Origin of the sequence: Pseudomonas sp. B21-036, from assembly GCF_024748925.1 — a bacterium.
In the GTDB taxonomy this organism is placed as follows: Bacteria; Pseudomonadota; Gammaproteobacteria; order Pseudomonadales; family Pseudomonadaceae; genus Aquipseudomonas; species Aquipseudomonas palmensis.
This window is the reverse complement of record NZ_CP087178.1, coordinates 2,913,058-2,939,626: the sequence shown is the minus strand read 5'-3', so window position 1 is coordinate 2,939,626 and position 26,569 is coordinate 2,913,058. Positions and strand designations below refer to the sequence as shown.

Below are 26,569 nucleotides of genomic sequence, written 5' to 3'. Positions count from 1 at the left end.
AATGCGCTCCATCTCGGCATTGCTGGATCGGTTTTCTATGGGCATGGGGATACCTCGCGGTTATGCTCTCGGCTTCAAGGGAGTGAAGCCATGACAGTTGAAGTTGATTCAAAGGGGCGACCAATTGACCAGGTATGTAAGCATTGCGGCCGGCTATTTACCGCCAAGAAGCTGCGCAAGCACATCGACACATGCAAAGGCCCAGTCGGCCTCAAGGTGTGTGATCTAACAGGGGCAGCTCGAGCGCGACGGGTGCGCTTGCTTTTCAGTCCCAAGAAGAAAAAGAAGAAGGGCCGCAGCGTCTTCACCGTAAACGGCGGTGCGTACGGCCTGGGCAAGAGCCGTAAGCATTAAGCAGCCTTCTTCAGTGCCTCAATTACCCGCTGGCCAGCCAGCGGCGGCACCGCGTTGCCGGCCATGTGCATGGTCAGCCGGTGGTTTTCCGGGCGCAGGGTGCTGGCCGGGAACGACATGGCTGCCAGGCCCTCGTCAGCGCTGAGCATCCGCATGCGGTCACCATCCACCAGAGCCCAGCGATCCACCGTTGTAATCGTGCCGATGGGTCGGCTGATGTCGCGGCCGGTGGTCCCAGACCCTTTGCCGTAGTAGGGCATGATGAACCTGTCGCCGAACCGCGCTCGGCCATTGCGTACCCTGTCGAGGGTGGCCTGGGCCCGACCTGGCTTCTCGATCTGCGACCAGCGCCCGGCATCGAAGTCGAGGAAGCTGCTCGCCGGTACATGGAGCTCCTGCGGCAGCTGAAGCATCAGCGGCGCCCTGCTGCGGGTAAGCACCATGAACAGGCGCACGCGGTGCTGTGGCACGCCCAGGTCGGCGCAGTCGACGATATGCGGTGCCGCCTGATAGCCCAGCGCTTGAACAGCCTGTAGCCAGGCCGGGTAGAGCACCCAGTCGGTGAACTCCGGCACGTTCTCGATCACTGCCGCCTGCGGCCGGTGGAATTCCAGAGCCGATACCGGCGCCCAGGCTGTCGAGCGCGATGCGTCGTGCTCAGGATTGCCCGACTTCTTGCCACGGGCCTTGGCGTGGCCCTGGCAGCAGGGCGAGGCAAGCAGGATGTCATGCGCCGGCACCTGTTCCCAGCGCGCTTGGTGCAGGTCCTGGCAAACGTGCTGCGTGTCGGGATGGTTGGCGCTGTGCCATTCAACGGCCACCGGCCAGTGGTTTGCCGCCCAGAGAACCTGGACGCCTGCGGCGCGCGCGCCGGTGCTCCATCCGCCGAGGCCGGCGAATAGGTCGATTGCTGTGGTCATGATTTCCTCGGGTAGGTCTTGGTCAGCTCGCCGTTGACCACATGGCCTCGGCGAAGGATCAGGTTCGCCAGCGCAGCCCGGTCTTTCTGGCTGTGGCTGGCCTGGCTCAGGAGGCCGAAGTAGCTGTTGGCCGTCTCGCGCAGGCTTTCCGCTGGTGCGGCGGCGGTGCGCTTCATGGCCTGGGCCACCGAGCGCTTGCGGGTGGTGCGCCGCCAGGGCTTGATCACGTGCCCTACGAAGTCCACGCCACGGTCAATTGGCTGCAGGATGGTTTTCTTCGGGTTGAGCCTGGAGCCCAGACTGGGCATGAACTGCTCGATCCTGCGCAGCCACTCGTTCAACTGCTGCGGTGACTCATGCAGCAGCACGAAGTCGTCGACGTAGCGTATGTAGTGCTTGGCACCCAGCTCGTGCTTGCAGAACTGGTCCAGGGCGTCGAGGTATACGTTGGCGAAGAACTGCGACGACAGGTTGCCGATCGGCAAGCCCAGATGAGCCGGCTGCGCGGTAAGTCGCTTGTGCTGCGGTACCCGGTTGAACAAGTGCGCCGGGCTGCGCACGTCGTAGTTCTCGCGTGGGTCGTGCATGAGCACCTGCAGGGCCAACTGCTGCCACCATGGATCGGTGACCCTGGCTACCAGCTGGCGGCCCAGCACGCGCTTGTCGATCGCGACGAAGAAGTTGGCCAGGTCGCACTTGAGGTAGAAGCCGGGTCGGGACCAGTTCTGCGTCTGGCTCCGGATTTTCGCCTCAAGACGCTTGCCTGCGTACAGGGTGCCTCTACCTGGGATACAGGCGCAGCTGTCCGCTATGAAGCTGCGCTCGATGCCGGAGCCGATGCGGTTGTACAGCAGGTGGTGCACTATGCGGTCCCGGAAGTCGGCGGCCCATACCTCGCGGGCCTTTGGCCGGGTGACCACGAAGCAGATTGAGCGACCCGGCCGGTATCGGCCGGTGACCAGGTCGCTGTGAAGATCCGTCAGGTTCCGCTCCAGGTTCACTTCGAATGCCAGCGCGCTGTTGCTGTTGCGCTTCGAGCGCCGGCAGTCGTAGTAAGCCTGGACGAGCTCGCTGAACGGGTAGGGGGTCGAATCTGCGGACGGGGCGGACACGGAGCTCGTTGTTCTTGTCGTTGTTGTTCTGATAGCCATCATCGAAGTTCATGTTGAATGCGTTGTTGGCGGAGCGCTGCGACCTGTCGTGCTATCTACGTCGGCCTGCCGATTGCTCGGCGGACAAACTGCGCTGGACCTACACGGCCGCTTTAGGCCGGCGGTATCCATGGTGCGCATGGCGGTGACCAAAGGTCAGCGGCACGACCAGATTCAATTCGCACAGGCCTGGAAGCCGTAACCTTCAGGCAGCGGGCGCGGATGGGGTGGAGCGTTTCCAGGCGTTGGCCTGCTTGCCGATCGATGTGGTGACCTCTATCGTTCTGGCGTGCTGTTCAACGCTGATGAATCGGCTGTCCTTGAAGAGGCGCATGAGCAGCTCGATGACCTGGACCTTTTCGACCAGTACCGATAGGTGTGGCCGCTTGTCCTGCGTCGCATTTGCCCGGGCAATGAGCATGAGCACGTCAATGCATTCGTCGATCACGCGCCGGCCCAACGACTGCTTGAGCTCACGCGGGATGTTCTTGGTGAGGTTCGTGGCCATCTGCAGCAGGCCGTTGGCCGCCCTGTAGATCGAAAGCTCGGTGTGCATTGCCATGTCATGCCCCTCCTTGGGCCGCCGGCCGCAAGCGGCCGGTTAAATGAATGAATTACTGAATAAGCTCGCTGCGGACGGGGCGGACACGGAGCTCGTAGCCCTTGCCGTAGTAGTGCTGATAGCCAACACCGAAGTCCACGACGAACGCGCTGTAGGCGGAGCGCTGCGAACTCGACCAGTACCAGGTGTCGCGGAACGCCTCGGAGCCACCTGCCTGGAAATTTTCGTGAACGGTCTGCTTGGGGTCGTCCTCGCTGTACAGCAGGCCTACTGGCTCGCTGTGAGGGTTGTCACCGTCGCGGCGGCCGGCCCAGTTCTGTTCGGTGGTCGGCTTAAAGTGTCGATACTGCAGCTCCTGCACGTCGCGCGCCGGGATGGCCCAATCGGTGAATCCATCGATCTTCAGAGCCAGGACCTGCTTGGCCAGCTCGCTGCCAGATGCGGCCATGGCCTCTGTGTTGGAGCGACTATTAGTAAAGCTGCCGGCGCCTTCGATCTTCACGCCGTACTCTCCCCATCGCCCTTGAAGTTCATGCTCGGCGCCGGCGGTGATCCACAGGTGACGCTCGCCGGTCACCGGGTCGCGAGTGATGCCGGTGACGAAGCCACCTCCATAGGCCTCGCCGATGGCGGGGAGGGTGGTGGGCGGTGCTGCTTTCTCAACTGCGCTCATGTGATGCTCCTTGTGCGTAGGCAACAAAAAAGGCTCTGATGCGCCTCTGGTCGAATGGATGAAGGATTAAATGAAGAATCTGCGGACGGGGCGGACACGGAGCTCGTAGAACTTGTCGTTGTTGCTCTGAGAGCCACCATCGAAGTACATGCCGAATGCGTAGTAGGCGGAGCGCTGCGAGCTGCTCCAGTACACCCCCTCGGTTATCAAGCCGTGCACCCAGGCCTGATACAGCTGTGAGGCCGCTGGCAGGTCGAAGTCGGCGTGGCCGTCAGCGCGGTATGCCCGGGCTGCTTCAGCGGCAGGATGGCCGCCCTCGGCGACCAGGATGTCAGTGTTGGCCTTGCCGTCGTGCCGGCTGGTCGCTTTCGACTCAGTATTGCGACCACCCCACTCATGCTCGCCAACATCGCTGTCGGCGAAGATCAGGTAGTGCGCCGGCACTTCACCCAGGGCCGGCACGAAGCCGCCATTGATTCCGCCCTGGCCCGGCCATGGCTGGCCGATCTCGGGGGCGGCCGTCGGTTGCGGCGGGATGCGGGTCTGCGCCGGCGGAGGAGTGATCTGTCCAAGAACCGATACCAGGGCCAGTTGGGCCACGGTTGCAGCTGGAAGCTTGATGGTGGCATCACCGATGGTGAGCGTGATCTTTTCCTGTTTCATGGTTGTTCCTCGGGATCGCGCCGATCTCCTTGGCCGGAGTCGGCATGGTGGAATGGGTTGGGTCAGGCGTTGGCGAGCAACAGCAGGCCGGTGTCGTCCGGGTCGTCGCCGAGCATCAGGTCCGGCGCGCGCAGCTCTCGTCCAATGCGGAACTGGTCGAGTCGGCGCGCCACAAAATCAGACACCACGATTTCGTGGCGCGGCGCGCTGAGGAAGTGGCGGGCCGCTTCAGGCCCTAATTCATGTATGCGGTGGATCATCAGGGTCATTGCTTCACCGTTTTCCTCGACCTGGGCCCATTCCATGATCTCGGCCAGGGCCTGGCGGGTGCCTTGGCCGGCCTTCATCCTCAGGTCTTCAATGCCTACCTTGGTCTCTTTCTTTCTCCGCTTCTTGTCGCGCTCTTGCGGCGTCATCGCCATACGGCACCCCCTTTAAACCGCTGGGCGGCAAGTGAACGTGCAACTGCCGGCGGCGCTGCTGCACTCGGTTGTTGATGCGCCTCATTGGGCCGCCTGGAATTTGATGTCGAACTCTTTCTGGATGGTCGAGATCAGCGTCCGGCTGACACCCAGCGCCTCGGCGGTATCGGTTCTGTTCATGCCCTGTTCTTCGGCGCAGTACCGCACGAACCCTGAAAGCGCTTCCCGGCGCCGCCGGCATTCTTCGTGCTCTCGGGCCTTGGCCGACTGAAAGGTGATCCCGTACTTTTCAGAGAGCTTGAACAGCTGCTTCCTCGATAACCCGGTGGCCTCCATCACTTCGGCCTGCGTCATGGTTTTCGACATTTCGCGCATTTCCGCGATTCGCCTGGCTTCTGCCGCGCGCTTCTTCTGGGCCTCCGATTTGATGGAAAAGATCTGATCGGAGCCAGCTGCCTTGGGCGGGCGCGGCTTGTAGTTGAACCCCTGGAGTTCGACCACCCGGCCGCCAGATGCGAAGAAGGCAGCCTTGGCTGCCTCCAGTTCTGCCTGGCGCTGGGCGCCGGCGATGATTTGATTGTCGGTCATGGCATCCTCACTTGATCCGGATGGAGCTCTCGCCGCGCTCAAGGTGGGCCCAGGCTGGCTCGGGGATGAGTTCGTGCTCGCAGTCTTCGCCGGCGTCCATGCGCTTTTTAACTGCTACGTTGTGCTCGCGGTCAGCCTTGAGCTTGGCGGCGATGGCGTTCTTGTCGGGAACAATCTTGGTGGCGACCGTGGTCATCTCATCAGGGAGGGCCTGCTCGTTGTCTACGATCACTTTTTCCTTTCCAGAGACCAAGCTGATGGTGAACAGCGGGCGCTTGATCGACTTGATATTGGCGGCGTCCATATTTCGGCGCAGGTACTCGGTTATCTCTGTCACGCTGTTGCTCTTGATGCGCTTGAGTTCAGCGAGGCGAGCCATCTCCGCGTCGATAGCGCCGATGTCTCCCTCTAGATTCCGGCGCAGCATGACGATGTTGTCGGCCTTGTCCTCGAACTCGCCCTGGATTCCAGCCATGGTGTCTTGAATGGCCTGGATCAGGCTTTCATCGTCGGTCTCACACATTGCGGCCAGTTCGGCCATTTGGCCGGTGAGCTTGTAGAGCTGGGTCATGCTGCGGCCTCCTGGTTGAACTTCGGTGAAAGAGTCGCGAGCTCTTTAGCGATGCGCTTCACGCCCGGCTCGTCTCTGCGCGCAGTGAGTTTGCGCACCGCGGCGTCATGGAGCCTCTTGAGTTCGCTCAGTGTTTGGGCGCCTTGCATGGCATCCACCGCCGACTTGATGTAGTCCAGCCGCTCCTGCTTCTGTCGCTCGATTTCAGCGTCGCGGTCTTCTGCCTGCTCGATGGCCTGCTCAGCCTCAAGCTGCTGCCGGTAGTTCACGTCGTCGAACATGCCCAGGAACACGTCGGCGCTGAAGCCAAGCATGGAAAGGGCCTTCTTGATGGCGTCGGTAAGCGACTTCTTCGGGGCCTCGCCATCGGTCGTTGTGCCGTACTTGGACTTGTAGAGGTACTGGGTGCAGCCGTACTGCTCGATCTCGCCGCGCTGGCCGTCCAGAACGAACCAGAAGGTGATCTTGATGGTGTGGTTGAGCTCGTGGCCCAGGCTGATGCGCTTGTCGCCTTCACCGCTGAACATCTCGGCGCCCTTGTCGAAGCGCTCCTCAACCACGTTCCAGCCGAAGCCGATGCCGGCCGGGCCGAACACTTCGGTGGCCTTCATGATCATCGCCGTGCCGTTCAGGCTGGTGATCTGCTGGCCGCCGACCTTGGCGTCCTTGGTGAATCGGGTGTCGGTCGTTTGGACCTTCTCCCAGATGCTCATGTTGTTGGTCATTTCCAGGCTCCAACAGCTTGTGCCGTCAGCTTCTTGAGAATGGCCTCGCCGACCTGAGTTTCGATCAGGTCGCGCAGGGCGCTATGGTCGTAGTCGGCGATGATGTCGCTGACGCGCTGGTGGATCATTGGCTTGAGGTCTTCAATCGCCTGCTGCATCTGCTGCCAGCCTTTGCTGGCTTCTCGATCCCAGGCGTTGGGCGGGCTGAACACGGTAGTCGAAGACAGGTTGTTGATGACGCTTATGGCCTTGTCTTTGAGCGTGGCCACCATGTTGCCGTCGAAGTGCTGGTCGACGATCTCGCCAACCAGGTAGTAGGCCGAGTTGCTGATGATGCGCTCGAAGTCTTTCTGAGCATGGGCGGCTGCGGCAGCGCTGAAGGCATCGGTCACGATCCGATGCTTATCAGACTCGCTCAGGTAGTCGTCGACGTTGATGGTTAATTCGGACATTGGGATACACCTCGCGCCAGGCCGGCGCCGTCAGTTGGAATAGGAAATGCCAGGTCACCCAGGCATGAGGTTGACCCAAGCCCTGGCTGCGGTGGATGGTTGCGCGCTCTCGCCGCTTACGCTCCCGGAGGGGTACGGTTATCCCGAAGGTCCGCCGTGCGCCGGATGTGTGATCAGGAAGTGATTGAGCCAGCCAGTGCGCTGGCGAGCATGAAGAAGGTGCAGGCGAAGAGCATGGAGAAGGAGCCGCGCCAGATGACCAGACGGCGGGCGCGCTGGTAGCTGGTCATTTCAGCTCTCTCCAGCCCAATACGCCGCCGATGAAAATGCCGTCATGGGTGGCCCATCGCCATAGGAGTGGAATCGACAGTTCCATCGAACGCGTGAGCCGTTATCGAGCTCACGCAATACTTGGACCTTTCGGTCGCTATCAGGAACTCCTGACTTCCAGCCAACCACCCTCATGCCCGCACCTCATACCCAACTGTCCACTCGCCGCAGATGCAGGCCCGGCACTTCCAGGCAGCGGGATTCTCAATACTGGCCAGCGCCGCCTCATTCACCGCGGCGGCGAACGTCGGGCCCTTGAACAGCATCAGCACCCGGTCGGCCGGCATGGCCTGAGCTTCGGGCAGTTCAGCGACCTGCTCGTCAATGAGCGTCTTCACGATTGGCGTGGTCATGCAGCCTCCTTGCGCCCATCAACGACCTTGTTGAGTCGTGCGCAGTAGTGATTGAACTCTTCGATGGTGATGCGCTGATCCGCCATCATTTCGGTGAGCTGGCGCTGGAGCATGACGCTCCAACTGAGCGGGGTGCCTGGATGCGCCATTGCATCCAGTTCCTGGTCGATCAGGATGTGCGGGCTCATAGCTCGGCATCCTCTTGCTGGGCGATCAGTGCGTCATCGGCCAGTGGCTCAAGGAACTCTGCCGCCACATCGATGAGACGCTGATCTGGCTTGTCGTCGCCCAGAAGGCTCGCCGCCGTGGTCCTGCAGGGCTCGCCAAAGGCCGCGTGGATGACGATCTCAGCCAACCAGTCGCCTTTGTCCTCACCGTCCTCCCAGCGCTTCAGCAGGAGCATCTGGATGTGGGTCTTGAACTCAGCGAAGGTGACGATGCGCGGCGCACGCAGGCGGCGCTGAACCTTGATGTCGCTGCCCCGAGCCAGCCGCTCCCCGGCTTCTTCCTGCCAGGCCAAGCGCGCATCCGCCAGAGCATCGATCACTGGAGGCGGCTGCCGGTTGTCGTACTCAAACTGTGCTGCTCGAAGTGCGCCCATGGTCGCCTCCAGGTGGTGGGTTATTCGGTGGGCGGGGAAGGGAGGGGCTGCCAATGGGTGACAGCATGCTCAGGCCGTCCATGCACTCGAAAGGCGCTGATATCGGCGTCGTAGAAGCCAATGCGAACGCCCCAGCCATGCCCCTGCCTGCACCTCATGTCAGTGAGTGCGCAGTGGCCCATCAAGAAAACGAGAACGTCGCCACTATCGTGTCCTTGCTCGCCGGGCAACTGATCCTCAACGCGAAGCCAGCCGCTCATGGCTTCACCCGGGCGGCGAGCATGGCGTCAGCAATGCGGTATGCATGTTCGGCTATTTCCGACTCCTTCAATCCCCATGTGTCGTGGTGGGCGCAGATCCCGTTCATGGCTTTTGCCGCGAAGTGGTCACGGATAGTTAAGCCGAAGCAGGTGCCGTGCCCGCCGTAGTCGCTCGCCTGCACAGGAAAGGCTGGCTGGTCACCGGCCTCGGCAGGCTGGCATTCGTAGCAGATGCCGCCTACCTGTTCGGATTCTTCGATGCAGCTTGCGCAGCGCAGGCAGCGGCCTACGCCAGATGGTTCTGGTGGCTGGTACATGGGTGATCCTCTTGACCGCATTGGCCAGGAGCCAGGCGCGGGTGACCAAACCCAGCCCTGAGACTGGCCTGGCACCTGCCGATGCGGTCGATATGAAGGGAAGGGGATGCAGGCGCCCGGCGCTGCCCGGGATGCGTCGAGTCTGGCCAGCTGATGCCCTCGGACTCGCCTGCGGTGATGCGATCTGCATCGGGGTGTGATCTGGCCGGTGCTGATCTCCGGCACAGCATGCGTACATGCGTAGACTGCCTTTCGGTCGCCGTAGGCCCGGGGCAAGCCCGGAGTCTTTTCGCCTCAGCCTGCGCATTCAGATCACACTCCGATGCAGCCTGCGATGGGGAGCAGGGCATCGGGCAGTTAACGTCAGGCTGACGTGGCGCTGGTTGGTCAGTCTTCGTCTGGCTCAGGCTCCCAGCCCTTCACCTCGTAAGCGAAGGCTTGCCACTTCTGCTGGTCAGCTTCTGACATGCTGTTCCAGCCAGCCGACTCATCGCGAGAAACCGCTTCGCCACCCTTGAAGGTCACAGTCCCGCAGTTGCTGCCGATATCTTCGTCGGCATAGGTGAGCACGATGGTGGCCTCAGGGAACATTGAGCTCAGCTTGAGGAAGATCGGTTCAGGGAAGGACCAGGCGGTTTCAAAGCTCGCTGACTCAGGGCCATCGACATTCGGCTCGCAGGCATTCCACTTGGTGCCCCAGGCGGATCTGGCGAAGTCCATGCTGTGCATGAAGCCGGTCTTCCGGTGATTGCGCAGCATCTGCACGAACTGTTCGAAGCTTTCATCGCTCAGCTTCGACAGATCAACGCGGTTCCGGCTTTCCAACTGCATGGCGCCAACAAGCGGGTGGTCGTTGACCGGCACGCGAAGCACATGCTCAGCAGCGGTTTCAGCATCGCCAATCACACCATTCCATGGAAACTCGCCCTCGAAGCTGATGATCTTTCCGAAGTCGATCCGGCCTTCCTCATTCAGCATCGCCTGAATGACTTCCTGCGGCGCCTTGACCTTGTTGGTTACCCAATTTGGCATTTCGTTTTCCTCCAGTGGATTCCCAAAGCACCCGGTCGCCCAGGTGCTTCAGTGAATCGTTCTGTCCCATTACCGCCGGGGTGGCGGGGCGCATTGCATGCCCGGGTCGTTCTCTCGGTTTAGGTGTTTCACCTTCGTCAGCCGTACAGGGTTCTCCCTGTCGTGGGCAGCCTTTCGGGGCTGTCTGATCGCCGGTCGCCGGTAGAGGCAATGCGGTCTGTTGGTTGTTGCGCTGGCTGTTAAAGAGCGGCGGCCCGGTTGAGGGCCTCCCGAGGGGCTTTGGAGCGCCTCGATGGAATGAACGATAAGCCAATGCCTAATCATTGTAAATAGGTAATGCCTAACTTTTTTCGAGAGTGCCTAATCCGCCTTCCGGGCTTGCATCGTTCGATAGCTCGGGTAAGCTCTGCCTAATACTGGATGGATGTACAGTTAGCGGAGGAAGGTATGGCCAAGCAGAAGAAGTCGACTCCACAAGCGCGCCAAGAAATGACAGCCCTCGAGCGGCTGGGCCTGCGGGTCTCGTCGATGATCAATCACCCGATCGCGCAATCGCAGCGCTGGGTGACGATCCATCGCTTGGATACGGACGGAGACATGGAGTGGGAGGAGGTGATGGGGCTGCTGGCCGAGACGCCGGAGCTGGACCTGACGTTCAACGACGACGAGAGCGTGATGGTCCGCTGGGAGGAACAGAGCGCCGAGGATCGAGACGACTTGGTCGTGGAGAAGGGTTGGGAGGAGGAGAGGGTAGAGGAGGCTGCGCCTTTTTGACAGGCAGAAAAAAGCCCGCCGGGGCGGGCTTGTTTACTTATTAGGCTGGGCGACCGGGGGCTGAGATATCGCCGGCGCAGCCGTCTGGTTGGATGAGTTTTCGGATTTTCCAGTCTGGTAGAAGGTTAGGCTCAGGGCAGTGATGGCAATCCCCACGGTAACCGCAGTGACCATTGCTCCCCAGATGTTGAGCTTCAGGCTCCCGAGCCTATCAATGTCACGGCGAACTCCGGCAATAGAATCATCCAAGCGGCGATCCCGCTCCGCTTGGGCAGCGAGAAATCCGTCAATTTTTGACGAAATGGCCTCAACCCGAGCGTCCATTTTGACCTCGATGGTTTCGAGCCTGGCGTTGATTTCTTCGCGAGTAATATCGTTCATGATGTCAGTATCCTTGACCCCAGAACGGTTGTCACCCCAGCCGCCATAAACAATATTATCAGCCATTCCCTTTCGCTCGCTCAGCGGTGAAAGCGGCTACAGCATTAGCTCCAAGGAAATTCATCGTGGCGCATTTTGGGCACTCGATGCAGACGGAGTCGATCCAGCTCTTTACAGAGGGATCGCCCTGCACGGGAATTTCAAAGATTGTCATCTTCGGATTCTCCTCCTTGGATTTTGCCTCTGCATGAAATTTCCAGCCTTCATCCTGCCCGCACACTGAGCACTTTTGATCGGGCCTACGTGCAGCCAAGAAATTGATCAGCTCGTTGAAATGAATCACAGTTTTTTCATCACTAGATGCAGTCATCTTGCTCCCTTGTAGGCATCCGCCTAGACCAAATGCGCATTCCATACCAGCAGCACCCTGGCCTGGATGTAGGTCATGTCCCTCCGGATCAGCCGATCCTTGTGCCGCGGGTTGTCCGAGATCATCTCGTAGTGCTCCTCATCAGCCACCTGCAGGCGCTTGATGTAGAGCAGGTCATCCCAGACGAATAGGTACACCCCATCGCCCACGAAGTCGCGGACGTTGATGTTCACGATCAGCGGGTCGCGGTGCTTGATGGTGGGCTCCATGGACTGGCCCCAGCCGGTGACTACCTTCAGGTGGTAATGCTCCTCGAACTCGACCCCCAGCTCGCGTAGATGTCTCGGACTGACGCGAATGTCCTTGAGCATCTCCGGGTAATCGTGCGGAATCTGGCCTCCGCCCATGGCTGCGCGGATGTCGTAGTGAGCGATCCTAACCTCATCACCGACCAGGCCAGGCCGGGAGAAATCCGCTGTAATCACATTTCCCTCATCGGTCGCTTCGGCGGCTGCGATCAACTGCGCGCGCGCCGAATCCGACAAGTTCTTGCCTTGTTTGGCGAGCATGGCGCGAACCATATCGGCAGCTGAGGTTGGCGCCGGCTCTGCAGCAGGCTCAGAAGTGACGTCCTGGATGCTCTCGTAGGAGAAGCCAGGGCGAAGCCCCCAGTGTTCAGGGCCAACCACGTCAGAAAAGTAAGCGATCACGTCCATCAGCTTGGACTTGTCGATCCGGCCGTTTTTCACCCAGCCCTGCACCGACGGAGGCTTCACCTGGAAGTCGTCTGCGAGCTGTTTCTTGGATACGCCCTTGGCGATCCGCGCAGCATCAATGGCTGCACCTAGTTCTGGTCCGGTAAGCATTGCCTAATTAGGCCTATCGCCAGCGTGGTTAGGCAATGGCTTGTGCGTAATAAGGTAATGCCTTATATTCATCGGTAAATCTCCAGGAGAGAACTCATGAAATCAGCAGAAGCAGCCAAAGAAGCATCCCGCGTGCTGGGCAGCCAGGCGGAGTTGGCGCGCCGGCTGAATGTTGCGGCACCCACCGTCAATCAATGGTGTTCAGGAGAGCGCACGGTCCCAGCCAAGCGCGCATTACAGATTGAGGCGCTTACGAATGGCGTCGTGAATCGTGCCGATCTGTGCCCTTCGTTCCCATGGGGCCAGATCGACAGCAACCCGACCCACGCGCTTTCCGCCGCTTAACCACTTTCAACCACAAAGGAACCCACCGTGTCGTATTTCGACCCCGACCACCTGCACAACAAGCCCACCAAGGTTCGCTTGGATGAGGCTGCCGACGACTTGCTTTCGGCGATGGCTCGCTTCAAGCGCACGCAGAAGGCTGTGCTCGCCAGGGAGATTTTGGAGCGCGGTCTCGACCAGATGATGCAAGAGCTTAACGCGAACACTGACGTGGCCTGAAGTGGCCGAGGAGGCCCTGTGCCAGAAAGCAAAGAGCTGGAGATCCAGCTCGACGGGAAGGGCAATTCGGATCTGGCGTATCTCGCCAGGCAGAAGGGCTTAACCCCTGAGCAACTGGCGGCACAAATCATCAATGAGGCTCTCGACCGAATGACGAGAACGGAGCCTGGCCGAAGCAACGTTCGGTCGTTTCGCAAGGGCTTATAAGCCCCTGAGGGACTCATGAGGAACTGCCGTTGAAAACAACAGCACCCAAACCGCAGACGCAAAAAAGCCGGTGGCTAGACCGGCTTCTTCAACAGCTATTCAACGAGACGAATCATGACAAATATCATCCCGCTACGCAACACCGGGGGGTTTACCCGGATGGACAATCATCTGATGGATGGCCTGATGGCCATCAACCTGTCGGCGCACGAGATGAAGGTCGTGCTGTACGTGGCCAAGGCCACCCTGAACTTCAACGAGGGCGCCCAGCGCATCCCGGCCACCGCTATCGCCAAGGCCACCAACATTCACCCCGACACGATCTCCAAGGCTATCTCCGGCCTGCTGCGGCGCCGGGTGCTGTTCCGTGAGGGTGGTGCCCGTGGCGATATCGGCCTGTGCGACCCGAAGGAGTGGGTATTTGTTGAGCATCCGAAACAGACCATATCGTCTGACTCGGCTCAAATCGTCCGAATCGGATCTGCTGCGAAACAGACCGAAACCGACGACTCCCTTCTCTATTCCAAGAAAGAACCCCTATTAACTCTTTCTTCGAAAGAGATTAATCCCCCCCAAGAGCCGGTCGAGCCACCGAAGGCTGAGCGCAAGGCACCGTTCGGCATGGCCCAGTTGCTGGCTGACAACCCGCACAACGTCCCTGAGCAGTTGCTGGCCGACTGGCTGGCCCAGCGAAAGGTCAAGCGCGCTGCTGTGACTGCCACCGTCTGGGCAACCGTGAACACCGAGCTGGCCAAGTGCGCCGACGCCGGTATCTCCGCGAACGACGCAATCACCGAAGCGCTGAATTCCGGGTGGCAGGGCTTCAAGGCGTCCTGGGTGATCAAGCGCCTGGCCGAAGCCGCTCCAGCCACCCAGTCGCGCCACCACGGCTTCGCTGACCGTGACTACACCGCCGGCCTGATCCCCCGAGAGGATGGTTCCTATGCGTTCTGAGAAAGTCGTGCACCTGTCCAGCATGGCCAGCCCACAAGTCACCTCGATGGCAGTCTGCGAGGATCACGGGGAGTACTCGGCCACCGTCACCCAGGTGCTGAGCCACACGTTCCGTTCGCCGTGCCCGCACTGCAAGGCCGCCCGGATCGCGAAGGAGAAGGCTGAGCTCGTCGAGCGTCAACGCCACGAACTGGCCTGGAAGCTCGGCGATGCCTTGGTGCCCAAGCGCTTCAAGGACAAGACCTTCGACACCTACCAAGCTTCCAGCCCTGGCCAGGCCAAGGCCCTGGCGCGCTGCCGGCTCTACGTCGAGCAGTTCCAGCAGAACCTCGAAGCCGGGCGCTGCGTGATCCTGGTCGGCCACCCTGGCACCGGAAAGACCCACCTGGGCGTTTCCATGGCTCAGGCCGTTATGGAATTGACCGAGTACACCGCAGCCTATCGCACGCTTGGCGGCATCCTGCAAGCGATCCGCACGACCTTCGACGGCAGCTCCAGCCAGACCGAGGGCAGCATCCTCGACGCGCTGGTGCGCCCCACGCTGCTGGTGCTGGACGAGGTCGGCGCCAGCAGGGAAGCCCCGAGCGACTTCGAGCTCAGCCGCCTGTTCTCGATCATCAACGGCCGCTACGAGCGGATGTTGCCCACCATCGTGATTTCCAACCTGGATGTTCGCGAACTGCCGGCGGCGATGGGCGAGCGATCCGCCGATCGCCTGCGTGAAGGTGGCGTGATCGTGCTGCCGTTCACCTGGGAATCGTACCGCGGCAAGGAGGGCGTTTGATGGCTACTCAAGAGCAAGTCGACGAACTCGTGAAGGCCTGCGATTCGTTCTGCCGCCTCTACGGCCGCCTTTGGGATGTTGTTGAGCCGGCCGGTGCTGGATTCCTGTCGCCAGAGTCGGTCAAGGACTACGACGACATCCACGGCCGCATGCAGGCGGCGCTCGACGACATTCGCGGGGAGAAGCACTGATGGACACCAACAAGATGCGCGACATCAGCCGCGAGCAATTCGAGGCGCGCTACCCGGTGCCGGAAGGCGCTTGCTGGAACGCTGAGCAGGGCCGCTACGTTCTGTTCCACCTCAAACTGTGCACCGTCGCCAAGTACGAGCGCTTCGTCGAGAACTGGGTGTGCTGGCAGGCCTCCCGCGAGGCCGTGGTGGTGGAGCTGCCGTCCGAGGACACCTGCAGGACCAGTACGTCGAAGGAGGAGGCAGCCCAAGACGCCTACAACCACGCCCTTGGTGAGTGCCGCTCTGTAATCGAGGCCCAGGGCCTGAAGGTGGCGCCATGACCAAGGAGCGGACGGACTGGATCATTCAGATAGCGCTTTCCTCCCTTGAGCAATGGTACGTCACCTGGGATCTATTCAAACGGTACGGTGACGCCGAAGTGCGACGCAGGGCGCTGGCCGCCAAGACATACGGCCTTGTATGGCATGACCGGCACCTGAAAAGGGGTATTGAGGTGTTCAGTGACTGACTTCGTGATGCACAGCATGGCGGACGTCAATCGTCTGCTGGGCCACCTGCAGGCCCAGGACTTCACCCGACCCAAGAAGATCGTCATCAAGGATCAGGATCGCAGCGGCGAGCAGAACAAGAAGCTCCACGCCTGCCTGAGCGATATCGCCAAGCAGGTCGAGCACGCCGGCAAGAAGTGGGACGTTCTGATCTGGAAGCGACTCCTGACTGCCGCCTGGCTGCGTGAGGCGGGCGAGCAGCCCCAACTAATACCAGCGGTAGACGGTAACGGCTTCGACGTCGTGTACGAGCGCACCAGCCAGCTCAGCGTGAAGCAGTGCGCGAGTCTTCTGGAGTGGATCCAGGCTTTCGGCGCCGAGCACCAGGTGCGCTGGAGCCAGAAGGATCTGTGGGAGGGGCGTTACTGATGCTTGCGACCAAACAACCGCGCCCGAAGAAGTGCAAGAACCCTGCGTGCGGTGCCAGCTTCCCACCGCGCCGCCTGGGCCAGGCCGTCTGCAGCCCAGCCTGCGGCCTGGCCATCGCGCCGGCGAACCGTGACAAGGCTCGCAAGGCCATCGACCAGCGTGAGCGCCGCGAGGTCAAGGTGCGCAAGGAGAAGCTGAAGAGCCGCGGCGACTACCTGCGGGAGGCTCAGCAGGCGTTCAACGCTTACATCCGCGAGCGGGACCGCCTGGCGGGGTATGCGTGCATCTCCAGTGATCGACCTCTCGACTGGAACGGGAACGCGGTCGATGCAGGGCACTACCGCAGCACAGGCGCCGCGCCGCACTTGCGCTTCGACGAGAACAACTGCCACGCCCAGTCCAAGCACGACAACCGCTACCTTTCCGGCAATGTGGCCGACTACCGACTGGGCCTGATTCAGCGCATCGGTCTGGCCGCCGTCGAAGCGCTGGAGGTTGATCAGGAGCCGCGCCGCTACACCATCGAAGACCTGCAGGCCATCAAGGCTCTGTACCGTCAAAAACTCCGCGATCTCAAGAGGGCAGCAGCATGATCGAGCAAATCAAGTTGGCGCCTTGCCCGTTCTGTGAGGGTCCGCCATGCATCTCTGCGTTTGACTTCGTCACCAACTCGCCAGTGGCGATTCATAGGCCGCAGACAGAGTGCTTCGACGAGGACTACTCGGCATACGTCTGGTGTCATGACTGCGGCGCGCAGGGGCCAACCATTGATTCGTGCTCCTTGAGCACTTTCGAACACATTTTTGACCTCACCGTGATCGATGTCATGCGTATTGCCGCTGAGCGCTGGAATGGCCGCCACGCCCAGGCTCGCCAGGCGTATGACGCAGGGGATGTCGATGGACTGAACCTGTTCCCGCGAAGCGAAGAGAGCAAGGGGGTCGCAGCATGCAACTGAACAGCGCGCGTCAGGTCTGGCACGATTGCTACTACCAGCCTTGGGACAGCCAGGGTGCATTCATCGAGCAACTGGGCCTGCTGGGCGCCATGGTGCAGACCACCGACAAGCAGCGCAGCGCGAGCCATGCGGTGCACCAGGCGCTGGCCGGGCGTGTACAGTCGGCGATCGGCAAGTTGCACAGCCAGATCCGCTCCTTTGGCAACTTCATGTACAGCCCGCGTCTGGATGACGACACCCGAGAGACAGCAGAGGAGGTCATCTTCGGCCTGGTGCAGAGCAAGTCGCCGCGCATGACCGCCGCCAAGCGCGAAAAGCTCGAGTACGTAGTGAAGGGAGTCATGACCCGGTACCGCTACATGCACCAGGGCGGCCAGTCGGCCAACGATGACCCCCTGGCGTCGCCGGAAGGTTTCAGGGCCTGGCTGGATGCTCACTACGGGGTAAGACTGGAATCAGCCAACTGGGAGCGCGACTGGGGTGGGTTTGTGCGGCTGGCGTTCGACTGCTGTGAGGATGTGGATCGGATGGCGCTCGGACCAGTTGCGGCCGTAATTTACGAAATGAAGAGTGCCGCTTGAGGGCCTATTGCGTTCCCGTGCGGCTGGTGATACCGTATCGCCACTGTTAGAGTTTTGCCTATGGCAAATTACTCTTAAGATCCAACAAAGCCCAGCCGTCGTGCTGGGCTTTTCGTGCGGCTTGCAAGCGGAACGACACAGGCGAGCTCAGGCCTACAAGTCAGGGTTTTTTGTCATTGAGGGGCTCACTCTCACGTCTGAGATACCGAGCTCTTTCGCCAGCTGAATGTGATCCAGAGCTGAGGTGCGAGGCAGATCGACGCGCAACACCTGGTCCTCATAGGACATGTGGAGCGTGATGAGTGCGAGCAAAGCATCATCGAGCGATAGGGTGTCAGTTGATGCCTCGCAGCACCACCATCGCTCCTTTCCCCTCAGGAAATAGTCAATTCTAAATCTCATCACGATTCCTATCATGTCGGTCTGGGCTGCAGTCTAGGCAATGCCGAGGATCTTGGCTGTGTCGGCCGTCCCGTTTTATGCAGATGACACGCCCAGGCAGCTAGGCTAAGTCGGTAGTGGCATCGATCAAAGCCTTGCGCGCCCTGATCGGTTACGCGATGAGGGGCTGGGGTACGTGACCCAGCGATCCAGCCCATCAAGCCGGGTAAGCACCGGCCCTCTGCATCCCTTGAAGTCAGTCAGCGAGTTGCCCACACATTTCACTGAGCGCAGAATGCAGCTTTGAGTGAAGGAGCGTTCAGCATGGTGTTGCGTGGCATGGCGCAGATGCATTTCGATGACTTGGCCGAGAGGTTCCAAGATCTGGTTCGCACTTTCGGTGGCGCTGAACCGGTAGAGTTCGTATGGGTTGTGTTCTATCAAGGTCGGGTGTTTGGCGCTTATCCGCTCGCAGAGCAGGCCCTCGTGAAGATCACCGAGATTGAGCACTGCATCAGCGTTGATGAAGTTCCCGCCCCGCAAGCGTGAAGCTCTATCTGCGTTGAGCTTTTGCGGTTCACCGGTGACGTGCGTCTCCGGCTGACGTGGCGGATGCAGCGATTACCTGGCAGTATGGATATCCGAACTGCACATGCTCGTGGCAACACGGGTCGGCAAGGCGGTTCGGGATACCCGGTCGAAAGGCCGGGTTTTTTATTGAAGCCTCGGCATTTGCCGGGGCTTTTTCGTTTCCGGAGTTAAGAATGGACCCTACCGACCTCGGCCCAGGCACAGCCACCTGGCTGGGTGGAACAGGCACCGTATTGCTAGGCGGCTTCCTATGGCTGCGTAAGTTCCTGTCCAAGGATGCAGCTGACCGCGCCATGGACAATGCCGACATAGGCACCGTCCGCCGGCTGAACGAACTGCTCGACTCCGAGCGTGAGGCCCGCAAGCTTGCCGAGGCCCGCGCCGACCAATTTGCCAAGGAGCGCAATGACCTAGCCGCAACCGTTGGCCGCATGGAAGGGAAGATCGAAGCCCTGACCAGTCAGGTCGCCAACCTCACAGAGCGGGTGACGCTTCAAAGCGACGAGATCGCCCGCCTGCGCATCAAGTTGGGAGGCACTACCTGATGGACAAGTGCGCAATCCAGTTCATGGCCCGCCATTGGTGGCGCCGTGTCGAGGTGTGGCTCATCGCGATGCTGCTGGTAACCGGCGGGGTCTTCTTTGGCTTCCAGCTCGGGCAGTGGGCGCTGGCAGATTCATACCGCCAACAGGTCGCCGAGATCCGCGCCGCCTACGACGAGGCCACCCGCCAGCGTGACCATCGCCTCGATGAGTTGACCCGCAAGACCAGCACTGCCGCCGAGAAGGCAACCAAGGCGGCGACCACCGCTACCAAGGCGGCCGACAAGGCTGATGAGGCGCTCAATCGGGTTTCCCCATAGCCGCGCCACAAAATAGCAGCGCGCCGTTTCGTGGCGCGGGAGTGAGCATGAGCAGACCGATTCCGCCGGCCGACCTGCTCGAATCGCCTTGGTTGACCTTGCGCCCCGCACCAGATGTCTGGGAGTGGATACAGCGCGAGATCCTCGCCACCACGGGCAGCATCCACAACGAAGAGCACGCCCATCTGATCGATGCGAGCGTCGGAGTCATGTGGGCGTCGTCCAGCTTTGCGAAGAAGGGCAGGTCAGTCCTGGGCCAGGCTGAGCAGTTGATGATCCGCGCGGGTGGCTGGCAGAAGGCACGCCAAGAGCAGCAGATGCGCGAATGGTTCGGCGAAGAGCCTGAATTCCTGATCACCCTTGCCGCTGACTACTGCGCCCAGTGCTCCGAGGCCGAGTTCTGCGCTTTGGTAGAGCACGAGCTGTATCACATCGCGCACAAGCTCGATAAGTACGGCGCCCTGGCTTTCACCCAAGACGGCATGCCCAAGCTGGAGATGCGTGGGCACGACGTAGAGGAGTTTGTTGGAGTGGTGCGCCGCTACGGTGCCAGCAACGACGTACAGCAGCTGATCGACGCTGCAAGCCGGCCGCCTGAGGTGGCCAAGATCAACATTTCGAGGGCCTGCGGAACCTGCCTACTCAAGTCGGCCTGATTTTTGACAGGTTTTGACGGATGACAAACCCATGGCAGCACTACGAAGCGAGGTCAAAGCCTTCATTGTTCAGGCTCTGGCCTGCTTCGATTCACCCAGCCAGGTGGTGGAGGCCGTCAAGAAGGAATTCGGGGTAGAGGTGAGTCGCCAGCAGTGCGAGTCGCATGATCCCACCAAGTATGCAGGCAGGGGGCTGGCCCAAAAGTGGGCTGACCTGTTCCATGAATGCCGCAAGCGCTTCCGCGAAGAGACAGCGGAGATCCCTATTGCCAACCGAGCGTTCCGCCTGCGCGGCCTTGGGCGAATGGCTGAGAAAGCCGAGAACATGCGCAATCTCGCGTTGACTGCCCAGCTGTACGAGCAGGCAGCAAAGGAATGCGGCGACATGTACGTGAACCGCAAGCTCGAACCCGACAAGCCCCTGGGCTCCCAGGCGGACCAGCAGCACGCCGTTGCTGAGTACAAGCTGGAGCCAGACGAAGGTGTCCCGACTACCCCGTACCTATGATCCGCCGGTGAAGCTGACGCCGAAGCAGGCGAACATCTACTGCTGGGGTTTCCAGCCTGAGGCGCGCTTCCGTGATGCGGTGTGCGGGCGACGATTTGGCAAGACCTTCCTCGGCAAAGCAGAAATGCGACGCGCGGCCCGGCTGGCTGCGGAGTGGGGCGTGAGCGTCGAGGACGAGATCTGGTATGGCGCGCCGACGTTCAAGCAGGCCAAGCGAGTCTTCTGGCGCCGGCTCAAACAGGCCATCCCTGAGGCATGGCGCGCAGCACGGCCGAACGAGACCGAGTGCTCGATTACCCTCAAGTCCGGTCACATCATGCGCGTGGTCGGCCTGGACAACTACGACAACCTGCGGGGCTCTGGTCTGTTCTTCGTCCTGGTGGACGAGTGGGCGGACTGCCCATGGGCAGCCTGGGAAGAAGTTCTCCGGCCGATGCTCTCGACCTGCCAGTACACGATTCCCCAGACCGGAGAGTCGCGCAAAGGCGGGCATGCGCTGCGGATCGGCACCCCGAAGGGTTTCAATCACTGCTACGACACTTACCGCGACGGGCAGCCGGGCGGCGAGCCTGACCACAAGAGCTGGCAGTACACATCGCTGCAGGGCGGCAACGTCCCGGCCGATGAGCTGGACGCTGCTCGGCGCAAGATGGACCCGCGCACATTCCGCCAGGAATACGAGGCCGGGTTTGAGAACTATGCCGGGGTCGTCTACTACACCTTCGACAGGGCAGAGTGCCGCACCAGCGAACGCATCAAGCCGGGAGAGGCCATACACATCGGCATGGACTTCAACGTCATGAAGATGGCTGCGGTTGTGTACGTGGTCCGAGACGGCTTGCCGTTGGCCCTGGACGAGTTCCACTCAGTGCGCGATACGCCGGAGATGATCGAGAAGATCAAGGTGCGCTTCTCTGGTCACAGCGTTTCCGTGTACCCAGACGCCAGCGGACAGAACACCAGCAGCAAGAATGCCAGCGAGTCGGACCTGTCCCTGCTCAAGAAGGCTGGCTTCACCGTGGTGGTCGACTCACAGAACCCCGGCGTGAAGGACCGTATCAACGCGGTCAACGCCATGTTCCTGAACACTTACGGGGAGCGTCGCATGAAGGTCAACATCGACCAGTGCCCGCAACTCACCCAGTGTCTGGAACGGCAGACGTACACCGACAAAGGCGAACCGGACAAGGACCCCAAGAAAGGGCACGACCACATGAACGACGCCGCCGGCTACTTCATCGCCAAGCGGTTCCCGATCAAGACTCAGTCCGCCGGCACCCGCCGCATCGGAGGTTTGGCGTAATGCCTGTTCAATCAACCAACCCAGACTACGACGCTCACATCGAAGAGTGGCGGATGATGGACGACGCCCTGGAGGGCGAATGCGCCATCAAGCGCAGCCCGCGCAATTTGCCGAAGCCGAGCGGCATGGTCGAGGCCGAGAAGCTGGACGGCGCAGGCAACGCTTACCTCTATCGTAACTACACCGACCGCGCCCAGTACGAGCACTGGGTGCGTGACTCGCTCCGCTCGATGATGGGCCTGGTATCGCGCCTGATACCCGAGGTGAAGCTGCCTGCGGGCCTGAAGGGGCTTGAGGACAACGCCACGGCCGACGGCTTCGGCCTGACTCAGCTGTTCCTGCGGATCGTACGCCAGGCCATTTCCCATGGCCGGGTACCGTTGGTGGTCAACATCGATGATGCGGGTCAGCCGTACTTCGCCACCTACGCGGTGCGCAATGCGATCAACTGGGACACCGCCGACCAAGGCGGCCGGCAGGACCTGGTGCTGTCCGTGTTCCGCGAGTTCAGACGCAAGGAGCAGGACCGCTACAGCCACGAATGCGAGACGGTCTATCGCGAGTTCTACATGGACGGCACGGTCTGCCGCACTGGCGTACGCAACGAGGCCGGAGAGCTGGTAGAGGATGACCGGCCATTGGGTGTCGTCGACGGCAACGCCAATCTGGTACGGGGTCTGGGCTACATCCCGGTCATCTACTGCGGCTCGACCGACAACTCGCCGGACGTGGACGAGGTCCCGTTGCTGACCATGGCCCGGGCTGCGCTGAAGTCGTACCAGCTCAGTGCCGACTACTTCACCGCACTGCACCAGACCAGCCACCCGCAGCCGTGGGTATCAGGTCTAGACGAGAGCGTGGAGCTCAGCGTGACCGGGCCGTCTGCGGCCTGGGATCTTGGGCCGAACGGTAAATGCGGCTACCTAGAGTTCCAGGGCGCTGGCATTCAGGCAGTGCGCACGGCGATGGGCGACCAGAAGAACGCTGCGCTCGAAGCTGGCGCCAAGGTCATGGATGTCTCCGGCACCGAGTCGGGCGAGGCCCGCAAGACCCGGCAGAACGACCAGCATGCAACGCTGCATAGCATCGTGATCACCGCTGCAGAGGCCATTGAGCAGGCCCTGCGGTACGCCGCAGAGTGGACCGGCTTCAACCCGGACGAGGTGGTCTTCACGGTTAAGCCTGAGTTCGTGATCCCGGAGGTCAATGCTCAGGTGCTGGCCGAGCTGCAGAAGAGCGTCATGGCAGGCACCATCAGCGCCGAGACGTATTGGCAGTACCTCACCACTGGCAAGCTGCCCGAGCGCCCGTACAACGAAGAGGCCGAGCTGATCGGCGACGACCACGGCGCTGGCGGCGTCAACCTGGACAAAGACGATGGCGACGAAAGCGGAGCAAACGGCGGACGAGAAGCTGCTGGAGCAGGTAAGCCGCCACTCGGTGCTGCTTGAGCGGCTCAAGGCTGGTGAGGTCAAGAAGTTCGAGACCTACCTGCGCCGAGCCGACAGCCATGTCCGCGACCAACTCACCCGCAAGGAGCTGACCACCTACGGTCGGAGCCGGCTGGAGGAATTCCTGGGGCGGGTAGGTGGCAAGTTGCTTGAGATCTACAAGGCTTTCAGCGACCGGATGCAGTCCGACCTGGTCGACATCGCGCAGTACGAGGCGGCATTCGAAGGCCGCAGCCTGGCCAAGGCGCTGCTGATCGATGCGGTTATGCCGGCGGATTCCCTGATCAGGGCGGCGATCAACACGCAGCCATTGCAGGTCGCAGGGCTGGACGGCGGCAAGCTGCTCAAGCCGTTCTTGGAAGGCTGGACCCGCACCGAGTCCACCCGGGTGACGAATGCCATCCGGCTCGGGGTTGTGCAGGGCCAGACGAACACCGAGATCACCCAGGCCATTCGCGGCACCGCGGCGCAGAATTTCACCGACGGCGTGCTAGCGGTCACGAACCGAAGCGCCCGGGCAGTAGTCCAGACCGCAGTCCAGCATGTGGCCACGACGGCGCGTATGGAAACGCTCAAGGCCAACGCCGAGGTTGTACCGGGCTATCGGATCGTCGCCACTTTGGACCGGAAGACCAGCGTGCAGTGCCGGAGTCTGGATGGTCGGGAGTACGAGATGGGCAAGGGCCCTGTGCCCCCGTTCCACGTTCACTGCCGAACCACCATCACGCCGATCACCAGGTTGTCTGCTCTGTTCGGGCAAGGTGCCACGAGGGCATCAGTGGGTGCAGACGGAGGCGCACAGGTCTCGGCAAGCCTCAGCTACTACCAATGGCTCAAAACGCAACCATCAGCCTTCCAGGACGCCGCGCTGGGGCCGGTGCGCGGCAAGCTGTTCCGCGGTGGCGGGCTGACGGCGGAGCGCTTCGCTGCGCTGCAGTTGGACAAGAACTTCAAGCCGCTGACGCTGGACCAGCTCAAGGAGCTGGAGCCGTTGGCGTTTGAGCGGGCAGGGATGTAGCAACAGGCGTCCTCCCCGCCCTCTCTCGCATCAGTAGTTGATCGTTACCGAGCTGGCGCCGCGAGCCTTGAGCTCCTGGATGATCTGCTCGACGGTAGCTTCAGCAAGCGAGACGTCTTCAGTCTGCGCGTTTTTGCCTTTCTGCAAGCCCACTCCGCTACCAAAGAGAAGTGCGTCGAGTTTCTCCCAGGTGGACTCACGAGGTGCACAAAAGCACGAATGCTCGGCGTTCTCGTACCGGGAAGGCATCGCTGGGTTGATACCGATGGCCTTGGCCACCTCGGTGTAAGAGAGCCCCTTAGCTTCGCGAGCTGCTTTCAATGCTGCAGGGAACTTGGGACTAGTGGGATGCGGAAGAGACATTTCGATTTCCTTGTTGTGTATTGGTAGGACGATAATACAGTACTAATACAGTATTTCAAGTAAAAATACCGCCTCAGCGATATTGAGGATTTCCAGTGCCCGCCAGGCGGGCCAATCAATCCCCAGGGGATAGCCACATGCCTTTTGACTTTGACCCGGCCGCCCACGGCCTCACCCTCGATGAAACCCAAACTGCCGCGCTGAAAGCTGCGCTGGGCGGCGAGGTGCAGAAATTCCTGGACGGTGAGGTCTCGGGCCTCAAGACCAAGAACCAGGAGCTGATCGGCTCCAACAAGACCATCAAGACCGAGCTGGACAAACTGAAGGGTCAATTCGAAGGCCTGGATATTGAGGCAGTGAAGGGGCTGCTGGCTAAGGTTGGCCAGGACGAAGAGACCAAGCTGATCGCCGAGGGCAAGCTGGACGAAGTCATCACCCGGCGTACCGAGCGCCTGCGCACCGACCTGGATAAGCAGGTCAAGGCCGCCAACGAGCGCGCGGACAAAGCCGAAGCCTTCGCTGCCAAGTACAGCGACAAGGTGCTAGCCGATTCCATTCGCGCTGCGGCCATCAAAGCCGGCGCGCTGCCTGAGGCTGCCGAGGACATCATCCTCCGCGCCCGTGGCACCTTCAAACTGAGCGAAGACGGCGAGCCTATTGCCACTGACCGTGCCGGCGAAGTCGTGTACGGGAAGGATGGAAAGACCCCGCTGTCTCCCCTCGAATGGGCGGAATCGCTGCGCGAAACCGCCACACACCTGTGGCCAAGGGCTCAGGGTGCCGGGCAGACCGGCGACAACGGTGGCAAGGCCACGAAGAAGTGGGGTGAGTACACCGAGATCGAGCGCGCTGCGATCGCTCGCGACAACCCCGAAGCATTCAAAAAACTGCAAGCCACCCAAGGAACCTAATCCATGGCCACGACCCAGCTGTCGGACATCTTCGTCCGCGACTACTACGGCGCGCTGGCGCCGGTGAACACCCCTGAAAAAACCTCCGTCTTCGAATCGGGAATCGTGACCCGCTCGCCGACGCTCGACAATATCGCCAACAACGGCCAGGGCACCTCCGAGATCAGCTACTGGCAAGATCTCGACGCCGACGAGGCGCCGAACATCTCCAACGACAACCCGGATGACTTGGGCGAGGTCGGCAAGGCCGAGCAGGGCAGCATGCGGGCCCGTACGCTTTACCTCAACAAAGGCTACGGTGTTGCCGACCTCACTGCTGAGCTGGCCAATAGCGAGCCCATGCAGCACATCCGCAACCGCTTCGGCACGTACTGGACCCGCCAGTGGCAGCGTTATCTGCTGGGCGCTGCACGAGGCATCATCGCTTCGAACATTGCCAACAATGCCGGTGACATGGTCAAGGACGCAGGTGCCACCATCAGCGCCACCGCGTTTCAGGACGCTGCCTTCACTGCCGGTGATGCGGCTGACATGTTCGGAGCCATTGGCGTGCACTCGGTGGTCATGAACCAGATGGTCAAGCAGGACCTGATTGAGTACCTGCGCGATTCGACCGGCAAAATCATCCTGGCCACCTACCTCGGCAAGCCGGTGTTCATGGATGACAGCCTGACCTATGCGCCCGGTCAATTCCTGTCGGTATTCTTCGGCCAAGGCGCTTTCGGTTATGGCGAGGGGGCTCCGCATGTGCCGGTCGAGCTGCAGCGCAAGCCGGACGGTGGCAATGGCGGCGGTGCCGAAGTCCTGTGGGAACGCAAAACCTTCATCCTACAGCCCGCCGGTTTCAGCTGGAAAGGCAGCAACAACCTTAACCTGAGCCCGAACGCCACCCAGTACGCCAGCGCTGCGAACTGGGAACGTGTGTTCGACCGCAAGCAGGTGCCGTTCGCCGCCGTCATCAGCGGCACCGCCACCCCTTGACCCATGATGCGGGGCGCCGA

The 26,569-nt window shown here is 61.2% G+C and carries 43 protein-coding genes; 23 read left to right on the top strand and 20 right to left on the bottom strand.

Annotated features, from left to right (window positions below):
• The first annotated feature begins 90 nt into the window (after positions 1-90).
• Entirely contained in the window at positions 91-354 is a 264-nt protein-coding gene (locus tag LOY33_RS13230) for a C2HC-type zinc finger protein (RefSeq protein ID WP_258658597.1), read from the top strand.
• On the opposite strand, the gene LOY33_RS13225 is transcribed toward LOY33_RS13230, so the two are convergent.
• The 16 genes from LOY33_RS13225 to LOY33_RS13155 all read right to left on the bottom strand — a co-directional run bounded on the left by LOY33_RS13225 (position 351) and on the right by LOY33_RS13155 (position 9,974).
• Positions 351-1,274, bottom strand: coding sequence for a DNA cytosine methyltransferase (locus LOY33_RS13225; protein WP_258658594.1), 924 nt, complete (start codon positions 1,272-1,274; stop codon positions 351-353). The two genes, LOY33_RS13230 and LOY33_RS13225, sit on opposite strands and share 4 nt — an antisense overlap.
• A complete protein-coding gene (locus LOY33_RS13220) occupies positions 1,271-2,428 on the bottom strand; it encodes an RNA-directed DNA polymerase (protein ID WP_258658581.1) in 1,158 nt (385 codons plus the stop codon). Before LOY33_RS13220 ends, LOY33_RS13225 begins: the two co-directional genes overlap by 4 nt.
• A gap of 202 nt (positions 2,429-2,630) precedes the next feature.
• Positions 2,631-2,987: a four helix bundle protein gene (locus LOY33_RS13215; RefSeq protein ID WP_258658578.1), complete on the bottom strand. Its 357-nt coding sequence runs from the start codon at positions 2,985-2,987 to the stop codon at positions 2,631-2,633.
• Positions 2,988-3,039: 52 nt separating this feature from the next.
• Positions 3,040-3,660 (bottom strand): DUF1566 domain-containing protein, encoded by a 621-nt coding sequence (locus LOY33_RS13210; RefSeq protein ID WP_258658575.1) that lies wholly within the window; start codon positions 3,658-3,660, stop codon positions 3,040-3,042.
• A 66-nt stretch (positions 3,661-3,726) separates the two neighbouring features.
• Positions 3,727-4,323, bottom strand: coding sequence for a DUF1566 domain-containing protein (locus LOY33_RS13205; protein ID WP_258658573.1), 597 nt, complete (start codon positions 4,321-4,323; stop codon positions 3,727-3,729).
• A 62-nt stretch (positions 4,324-4,385) separates the two neighbouring features.
• On the bottom strand, positions 4,386-4,745 hold the full coding sequence (locus tag LOY33_RS13200) for a hypothetical protein (RefSeq protein ID WP_258658571.1): 360 nt from the start codon (positions 4,743-4,745) through the stop codon (positions 4,386-4,388).
• Positions 4,746-4,826: 81 nt separating this feature from the next.
• Positions 4,827-5,333: a hypothetical protein gene (locus LOY33_RS13195; protein WP_258658569.1), complete on the bottom strand. Its 507-nt coding sequence runs from the start codon at positions 5,331-5,333 to the stop codon at positions 4,827-4,829.
• A gap of 7 nt (positions 5,334-5,340) precedes the next feature.
• A complete protein-coding gene (locus LOY33_RS13190) occupies positions 5,341-5,904 on the bottom strand; it encodes a siphovirus Gp157 family protein (protein WP_258658568.1) in 564 nt (187 codons plus the stop codon).
• Positions 5,901-6,629, bottom strand: a complete 729-nt coding sequence (locus tag LOY33_RS13185) for a hypothetical protein (protein ID WP_258658565.1) — start codon at positions 6,627-6,629, stop codon at positions 5,901-5,903. The genes LOY33_RS13190 and LOY33_RS13185 overlap by 4 nt, the downstream gene beginning before the upstream one ends.
• On the bottom strand, positions 6,626-7,081 hold the full coding sequence (locus tag LOY33_RS13180; protein WP_258658562.1) for a hypothetical protein: 456 nt from the start codon (positions 7,079-7,081) through the stop codon (positions 6,626-6,628). Before LOY33_RS13180 ends, LOY33_RS13185 begins: the two co-directional genes overlap by 4 nt.
• 461 nt (positions 7,082-7,542) lie before the next feature.
• Positions 7,543-7,764: a hypothetical protein gene (locus LOY33_RS13175; protein ID WP_150568869.1), complete on the bottom strand. Its 222-nt coding sequence runs from the start codon at positions 7,762-7,764 to the stop codon at positions 7,543-7,545.
• On the bottom strand, positions 7,761-7,952 hold the full coding sequence (locus tag LOY33_RS13170; RefSeq protein ID WP_258658557.1) for a hypothetical protein: 192 nt from the start codon (positions 7,950-7,952) through the stop codon (positions 7,761-7,763). The genes LOY33_RS13175 and LOY33_RS13170 overlap by 4 nt, the downstream gene beginning before the upstream one ends.
• Positions 7,949-8,365: a hypothetical protein gene (locus tag LOY33_RS13165; protein WP_258658554.1), complete on the bottom strand. Its 417-nt coding sequence runs from the start codon at positions 8,363-8,365 to the stop codon at positions 7,949-7,951. Before LOY33_RS13165 ends, LOY33_RS13170 begins: the two co-directional genes overlap by 4 nt.
• 20 nt (positions 8,366-8,385) lie before the next feature.
• Positions 8,386-8,625: a DUF551 domain-containing protein gene (locus LOY33_RS26070; protein WP_408980651.1), complete on the bottom strand. Its 240-nt coding sequence runs from the start codon at positions 8,623-8,625 to the stop codon at positions 8,386-8,388.
• Complete coding sequence (locus LOY33_RS13160) at positions 8,622-8,942, bottom strand: hypothetical protein (protein WP_258658551.1); 321 nt, start codon at positions 8,940-8,942, stop codon at positions 8,622-8,624. The genes LOY33_RS26070 and LOY33_RS13160 overlap by 4 nt, the downstream gene beginning before the upstream one ends.
• A gap of 387 nt (positions 8,943-9,329) precedes the next feature.
• Complete coding sequence (locus LOY33_RS13155; RefSeq protein WP_258658549.1) at positions 9,330-9,974, bottom strand: hypothetical protein; 645 nt, start codon at positions 9,972-9,974, stop codon at positions 9,330-9,332.
• Positions 9,975-10,421: 447 nt separating this feature from the next.
• On the opposite strand from LOY33_RS13155, the gene LOY33_RS13150 reads away from it, so the two are divergent.
• Positions 10,422-10,748, top strand: coding sequence for a DUF1654 domain-containing protein (locus LOY33_RS13150; protein ID WP_258658546.1), 327 nt, complete (start codon positions 10,422-10,424; stop codon positions 10,746-10,748).
• A 33-nt stretch (positions 10,749-10,781) separates the two neighbouring features.
• Here the strand turns inward: LOY33_RS13150 and LOY33_RS13145 are convergent, their stop codons facing one another.
• From LOY33_RS13145 to LOY33_RS13135, 3 genes are read right to left on the bottom strand one after another with little or no spacing between them, the layout of a single operon-like run.
• Positions 10,782-11,195 (bottom strand): hypothetical protein, encoded by a 414-nt coding sequence (locus LOY33_RS13145; RefSeq protein WP_258658532.1) that lies wholly within the window; start codon positions 11,193-11,195, stop codon positions 10,782-10,784.
• A complete protein-coding gene (locus LOY33_RS13140; RefSeq protein WP_258658530.1) occupies positions 11,188-11,499 on the bottom strand; it encodes a hypothetical protein in 312 nt (103 codons plus the stop codon). The genes LOY33_RS13145 and LOY33_RS13140 overlap by 8 nt, the downstream gene beginning before the upstream one ends.
• Before the next feature lie 23 nt (positions 11,500-11,522).
• Positions 11,523-12,365 carry a S24 family peptidase gene (locus tag LOY33_RS13135; protein WP_258658524.1) on the bottom strand — a complete coding sequence of 281 codons (843 nt, stop codon included), beginning with the start codon at positions 12,363-12,365 and terminating at the stop codon, positions 11,523-11,525.
• A gap of 96 nt (positions 12,366-12,461) precedes the next feature.
• Between LOY33_RS13135 and LOY33_RS13130 the strand changes: the two genes are divergently transcribed.
• The 19 genes from LOY33_RS13130 (at position 12,462) to LOY33_RS13040 (ending at position 24,294) form a co-directional block, all read left to right on the top strand.
• A complete protein-coding gene (locus LOY33_RS13130; RefSeq protein WP_210015055.1) occupies positions 12,462-12,710 on the top strand; it encodes a Cro/CI family transcriptional regulator in 249 nt (82 codons plus the stop codon).
• Positions 12,711-12,737: 27 nt separating this feature from the next.
• Positions 12,738-12,929: a hypothetical protein gene (locus tag LOY33_RS13125; RefSeq protein ID WP_064314396.1), complete on the top strand. Its 192-nt coding sequence runs from the start codon at positions 12,738-12,740 to the stop codon at positions 12,927-12,929.
• Positions 12,930-13,250: 321 nt separating this feature from the next.
• Complete coding sequence (locus LOY33_RS13120) at positions 13,251-14,090, top strand: replication protein (protein WP_258658520.1); 840 nt, start codon at positions 13,251-13,253, stop codon at positions 14,088-14,090.
• Positions 14,080-14,874 carry an ATP-binding protein gene (locus LOY33_RS13115; RefSeq protein WP_258658516.1) on the top strand — a complete coding sequence of 265 codons (795 nt, stop codon included), beginning with the start codon at positions 14,080-14,082 and terminating at the stop codon, positions 14,872-14,874. The genes LOY33_RS13120 and LOY33_RS13115 overlap by 11 nt, the downstream gene beginning before the upstream one ends.
• Positions 14,874-15,065, top strand: a complete 192-nt coding sequence (locus LOY33_RS13110) for a hypothetical protein (RefSeq protein ID WP_258658501.1) — start codon at positions 14,874-14,876, stop codon at positions 15,063-15,065. The genes LOY33_RS13115 and LOY33_RS13110 overlap by 1 nt, the downstream gene beginning before the upstream one ends.
• Positions 15,065-15,388: a hypothetical protein gene (locus tag LOY33_RS13105; RefSeq protein ID WP_258658498.1), complete on the top strand. Its 324-nt coding sequence runs from the start codon at positions 15,065-15,067 to the stop codon at positions 15,386-15,388. Before LOY33_RS13110 ends, LOY33_RS13105 begins: the two co-directional genes overlap by 1 nt.
• The gene (locus tag LOY33_RS13100) at positions 15,385-15,576 is read left to right on the top strand and encodes a hypothetical protein (protein WP_258658486.1); all 192 of its coding nucleotides are present in this window, start codon (positions 15,385-15,387) and stop codon (positions 15,574-15,576) included. Before LOY33_RS13105 ends, LOY33_RS13100 begins: the two co-directional genes overlap by 4 nt.
• Positions 15,569-15,985, top strand: coding sequence for a recombination protein NinB (locus LOY33_RS13095; RefSeq protein ID WP_210014818.1), 417 nt, complete (start codon positions 15,569-15,571; stop codon positions 15,983-15,985). Before LOY33_RS13100 ends, LOY33_RS13095 begins: the two co-directional genes overlap by 8 nt.
• Positions 15,985-16,578 (top strand): recombination protein NinG, encoded by a 594-nt coding sequence (locus LOY33_RS13090; RefSeq protein ID WP_258658485.1) that lies wholly within the window; start codon positions 15,985-15,987, stop codon positions 16,576-16,578. The genes LOY33_RS13095 and LOY33_RS13090 overlap by 1 nt, the downstream gene beginning before the upstream one ends.
• Positions 16,575-16,943, top strand: coding sequence for a Lar family restriction alleviation protein (locus tag LOY33_RS13085; RefSeq protein ID WP_258658482.1), 369 nt, complete (start codon positions 16,575-16,577; stop codon positions 16,941-16,943). The genes LOY33_RS13090 and LOY33_RS13085 overlap by 4 nt, the downstream gene beginning before the upstream one ends.
• Positions 16,934-17,524, top strand: a complete 591-nt coding sequence (locus tag LOY33_RS13080) for a hypothetical protein (RefSeq protein WP_258658479.1) — start codon at positions 16,934-16,936, stop codon at positions 17,522-17,524. Before LOY33_RS13085 ends, LOY33_RS13080 begins: the two co-directional genes overlap by 10 nt.
• Positions 17,525-18,229: 705 nt before the next feature.
• Entirely contained in the window at positions 18,230-18,454 is a 225-nt protein-coding gene (locus LOY33_RS13075; RefSeq protein ID WP_258658470.1) for a hypothetical protein, read from the top strand.
• A gap of 215 nt (positions 18,455-18,669) precedes the next feature.
• A complete protein-coding gene (locus LOY33_RS13070; protein ID WP_054915223.1) occupies positions 18,670-19,041 on the top strand; it encodes a hypothetical protein in 372 nt (123 codons plus the stop codon).
• Positions 19,041-19,358, top strand: a complete 318-nt coding sequence (locus tag LOY33_RS13065; RefSeq protein WP_210015046.1) for a hypothetical protein — start codon at positions 19,041-19,043, stop codon at positions 19,356-19,358. The genes LOY33_RS13070 and LOY33_RS13065 overlap by 1 nt, the downstream gene beginning before the upstream one ends.
• Positions 19,359-19,405: 47 nt before the next feature.
• Positions 19,406-20,014 (top strand): putative metallopeptidase, encoded by a 609-nt coding sequence (locus LOY33_RS13060; protein WP_258658468.1) that lies wholly within the window; start codon positions 19,406-19,408, stop codon positions 20,012-20,014.
• A gap of 31 nt (positions 20,015-20,045) precedes the next feature.
• A complete protein-coding gene (locus tag LOY33_RS13055) occupies positions 20,046-20,522 on the top strand; it encodes a DUF2280 domain-containing protein (RefSeq protein WP_258658466.1) in 477 nt (158 codons plus the stop codon).
• Positions 20,497-21,825, top strand: coding sequence for a terminase (locus LOY33_RS13050; RefSeq protein WP_167274768.1), 1,329 nt, complete (start codon positions 20,497-20,499; stop codon positions 21,823-21,825). Before LOY33_RS13055 ends, LOY33_RS13050 begins: the two co-directional genes overlap by 26 nt.
• 56 nt (positions 21,826-21,881) lie before the next feature.
• Positions 21,882-23,276 (top strand): DUF4055 domain-containing protein, encoded by a 1,395-nt coding sequence (locus LOY33_RS13045; protein WP_258658461.1) that lies wholly within the window; start codon positions 21,882-21,884, stop codon positions 23,274-23,276.
• Positions 23,203-24,294 (top strand): phage head morphogenesis protein, encoded by a 1,092-nt coding sequence (locus tag LOY33_RS13040; RefSeq protein WP_258658458.1) that lies wholly within the window; start codon positions 23,203-23,205, stop codon positions 24,292-24,294. Before LOY33_RS13045 ends, LOY33_RS13040 begins: the two co-directional genes overlap by 74 nt.
• A 30-nt stretch (positions 24,295-24,324) precedes the next feature.
• Here the strand turns inward: LOY33_RS13040 and LOY33_RS13035 are convergent, their stop codons facing one another.
• Complete coding sequence (locus tag LOY33_RS13035) at positions 24,325-24,657, bottom strand: helix-turn-helix transcriptional regulator (RefSeq protein WP_258658455.1); 333 nt, start codon at positions 24,655-24,657, stop codon at positions 24,325-24,327.
• Between the two features lie 137 nt (positions 24,658-24,794).
• On the opposite strand from LOY33_RS13035, the gene LOY33_RS13030 reads away from it, so the two are divergent.
• Positions 24,795-25,568 (top strand): hypothetical protein, encoded by a 774-nt coding sequence (locus tag LOY33_RS13030; RefSeq protein WP_258662891.1) that lies wholly within the window; start codon positions 24,795-24,797, stop codon positions 25,566-25,568.
• A gap of 3 nt (positions 25,569-25,571) precedes the next feature.
• Positions 25,572-26,549 (top strand): major capsid protein, encoded by a 978-nt coding sequence (locus tag LOY33_RS13025; RefSeq protein WP_088514735.1) that lies wholly within the window; start codon positions 25,572-25,574, stop codon positions 26,547-26,549.
• Positions 26,550-26,569: the final 20 nt, after the last annotated feature.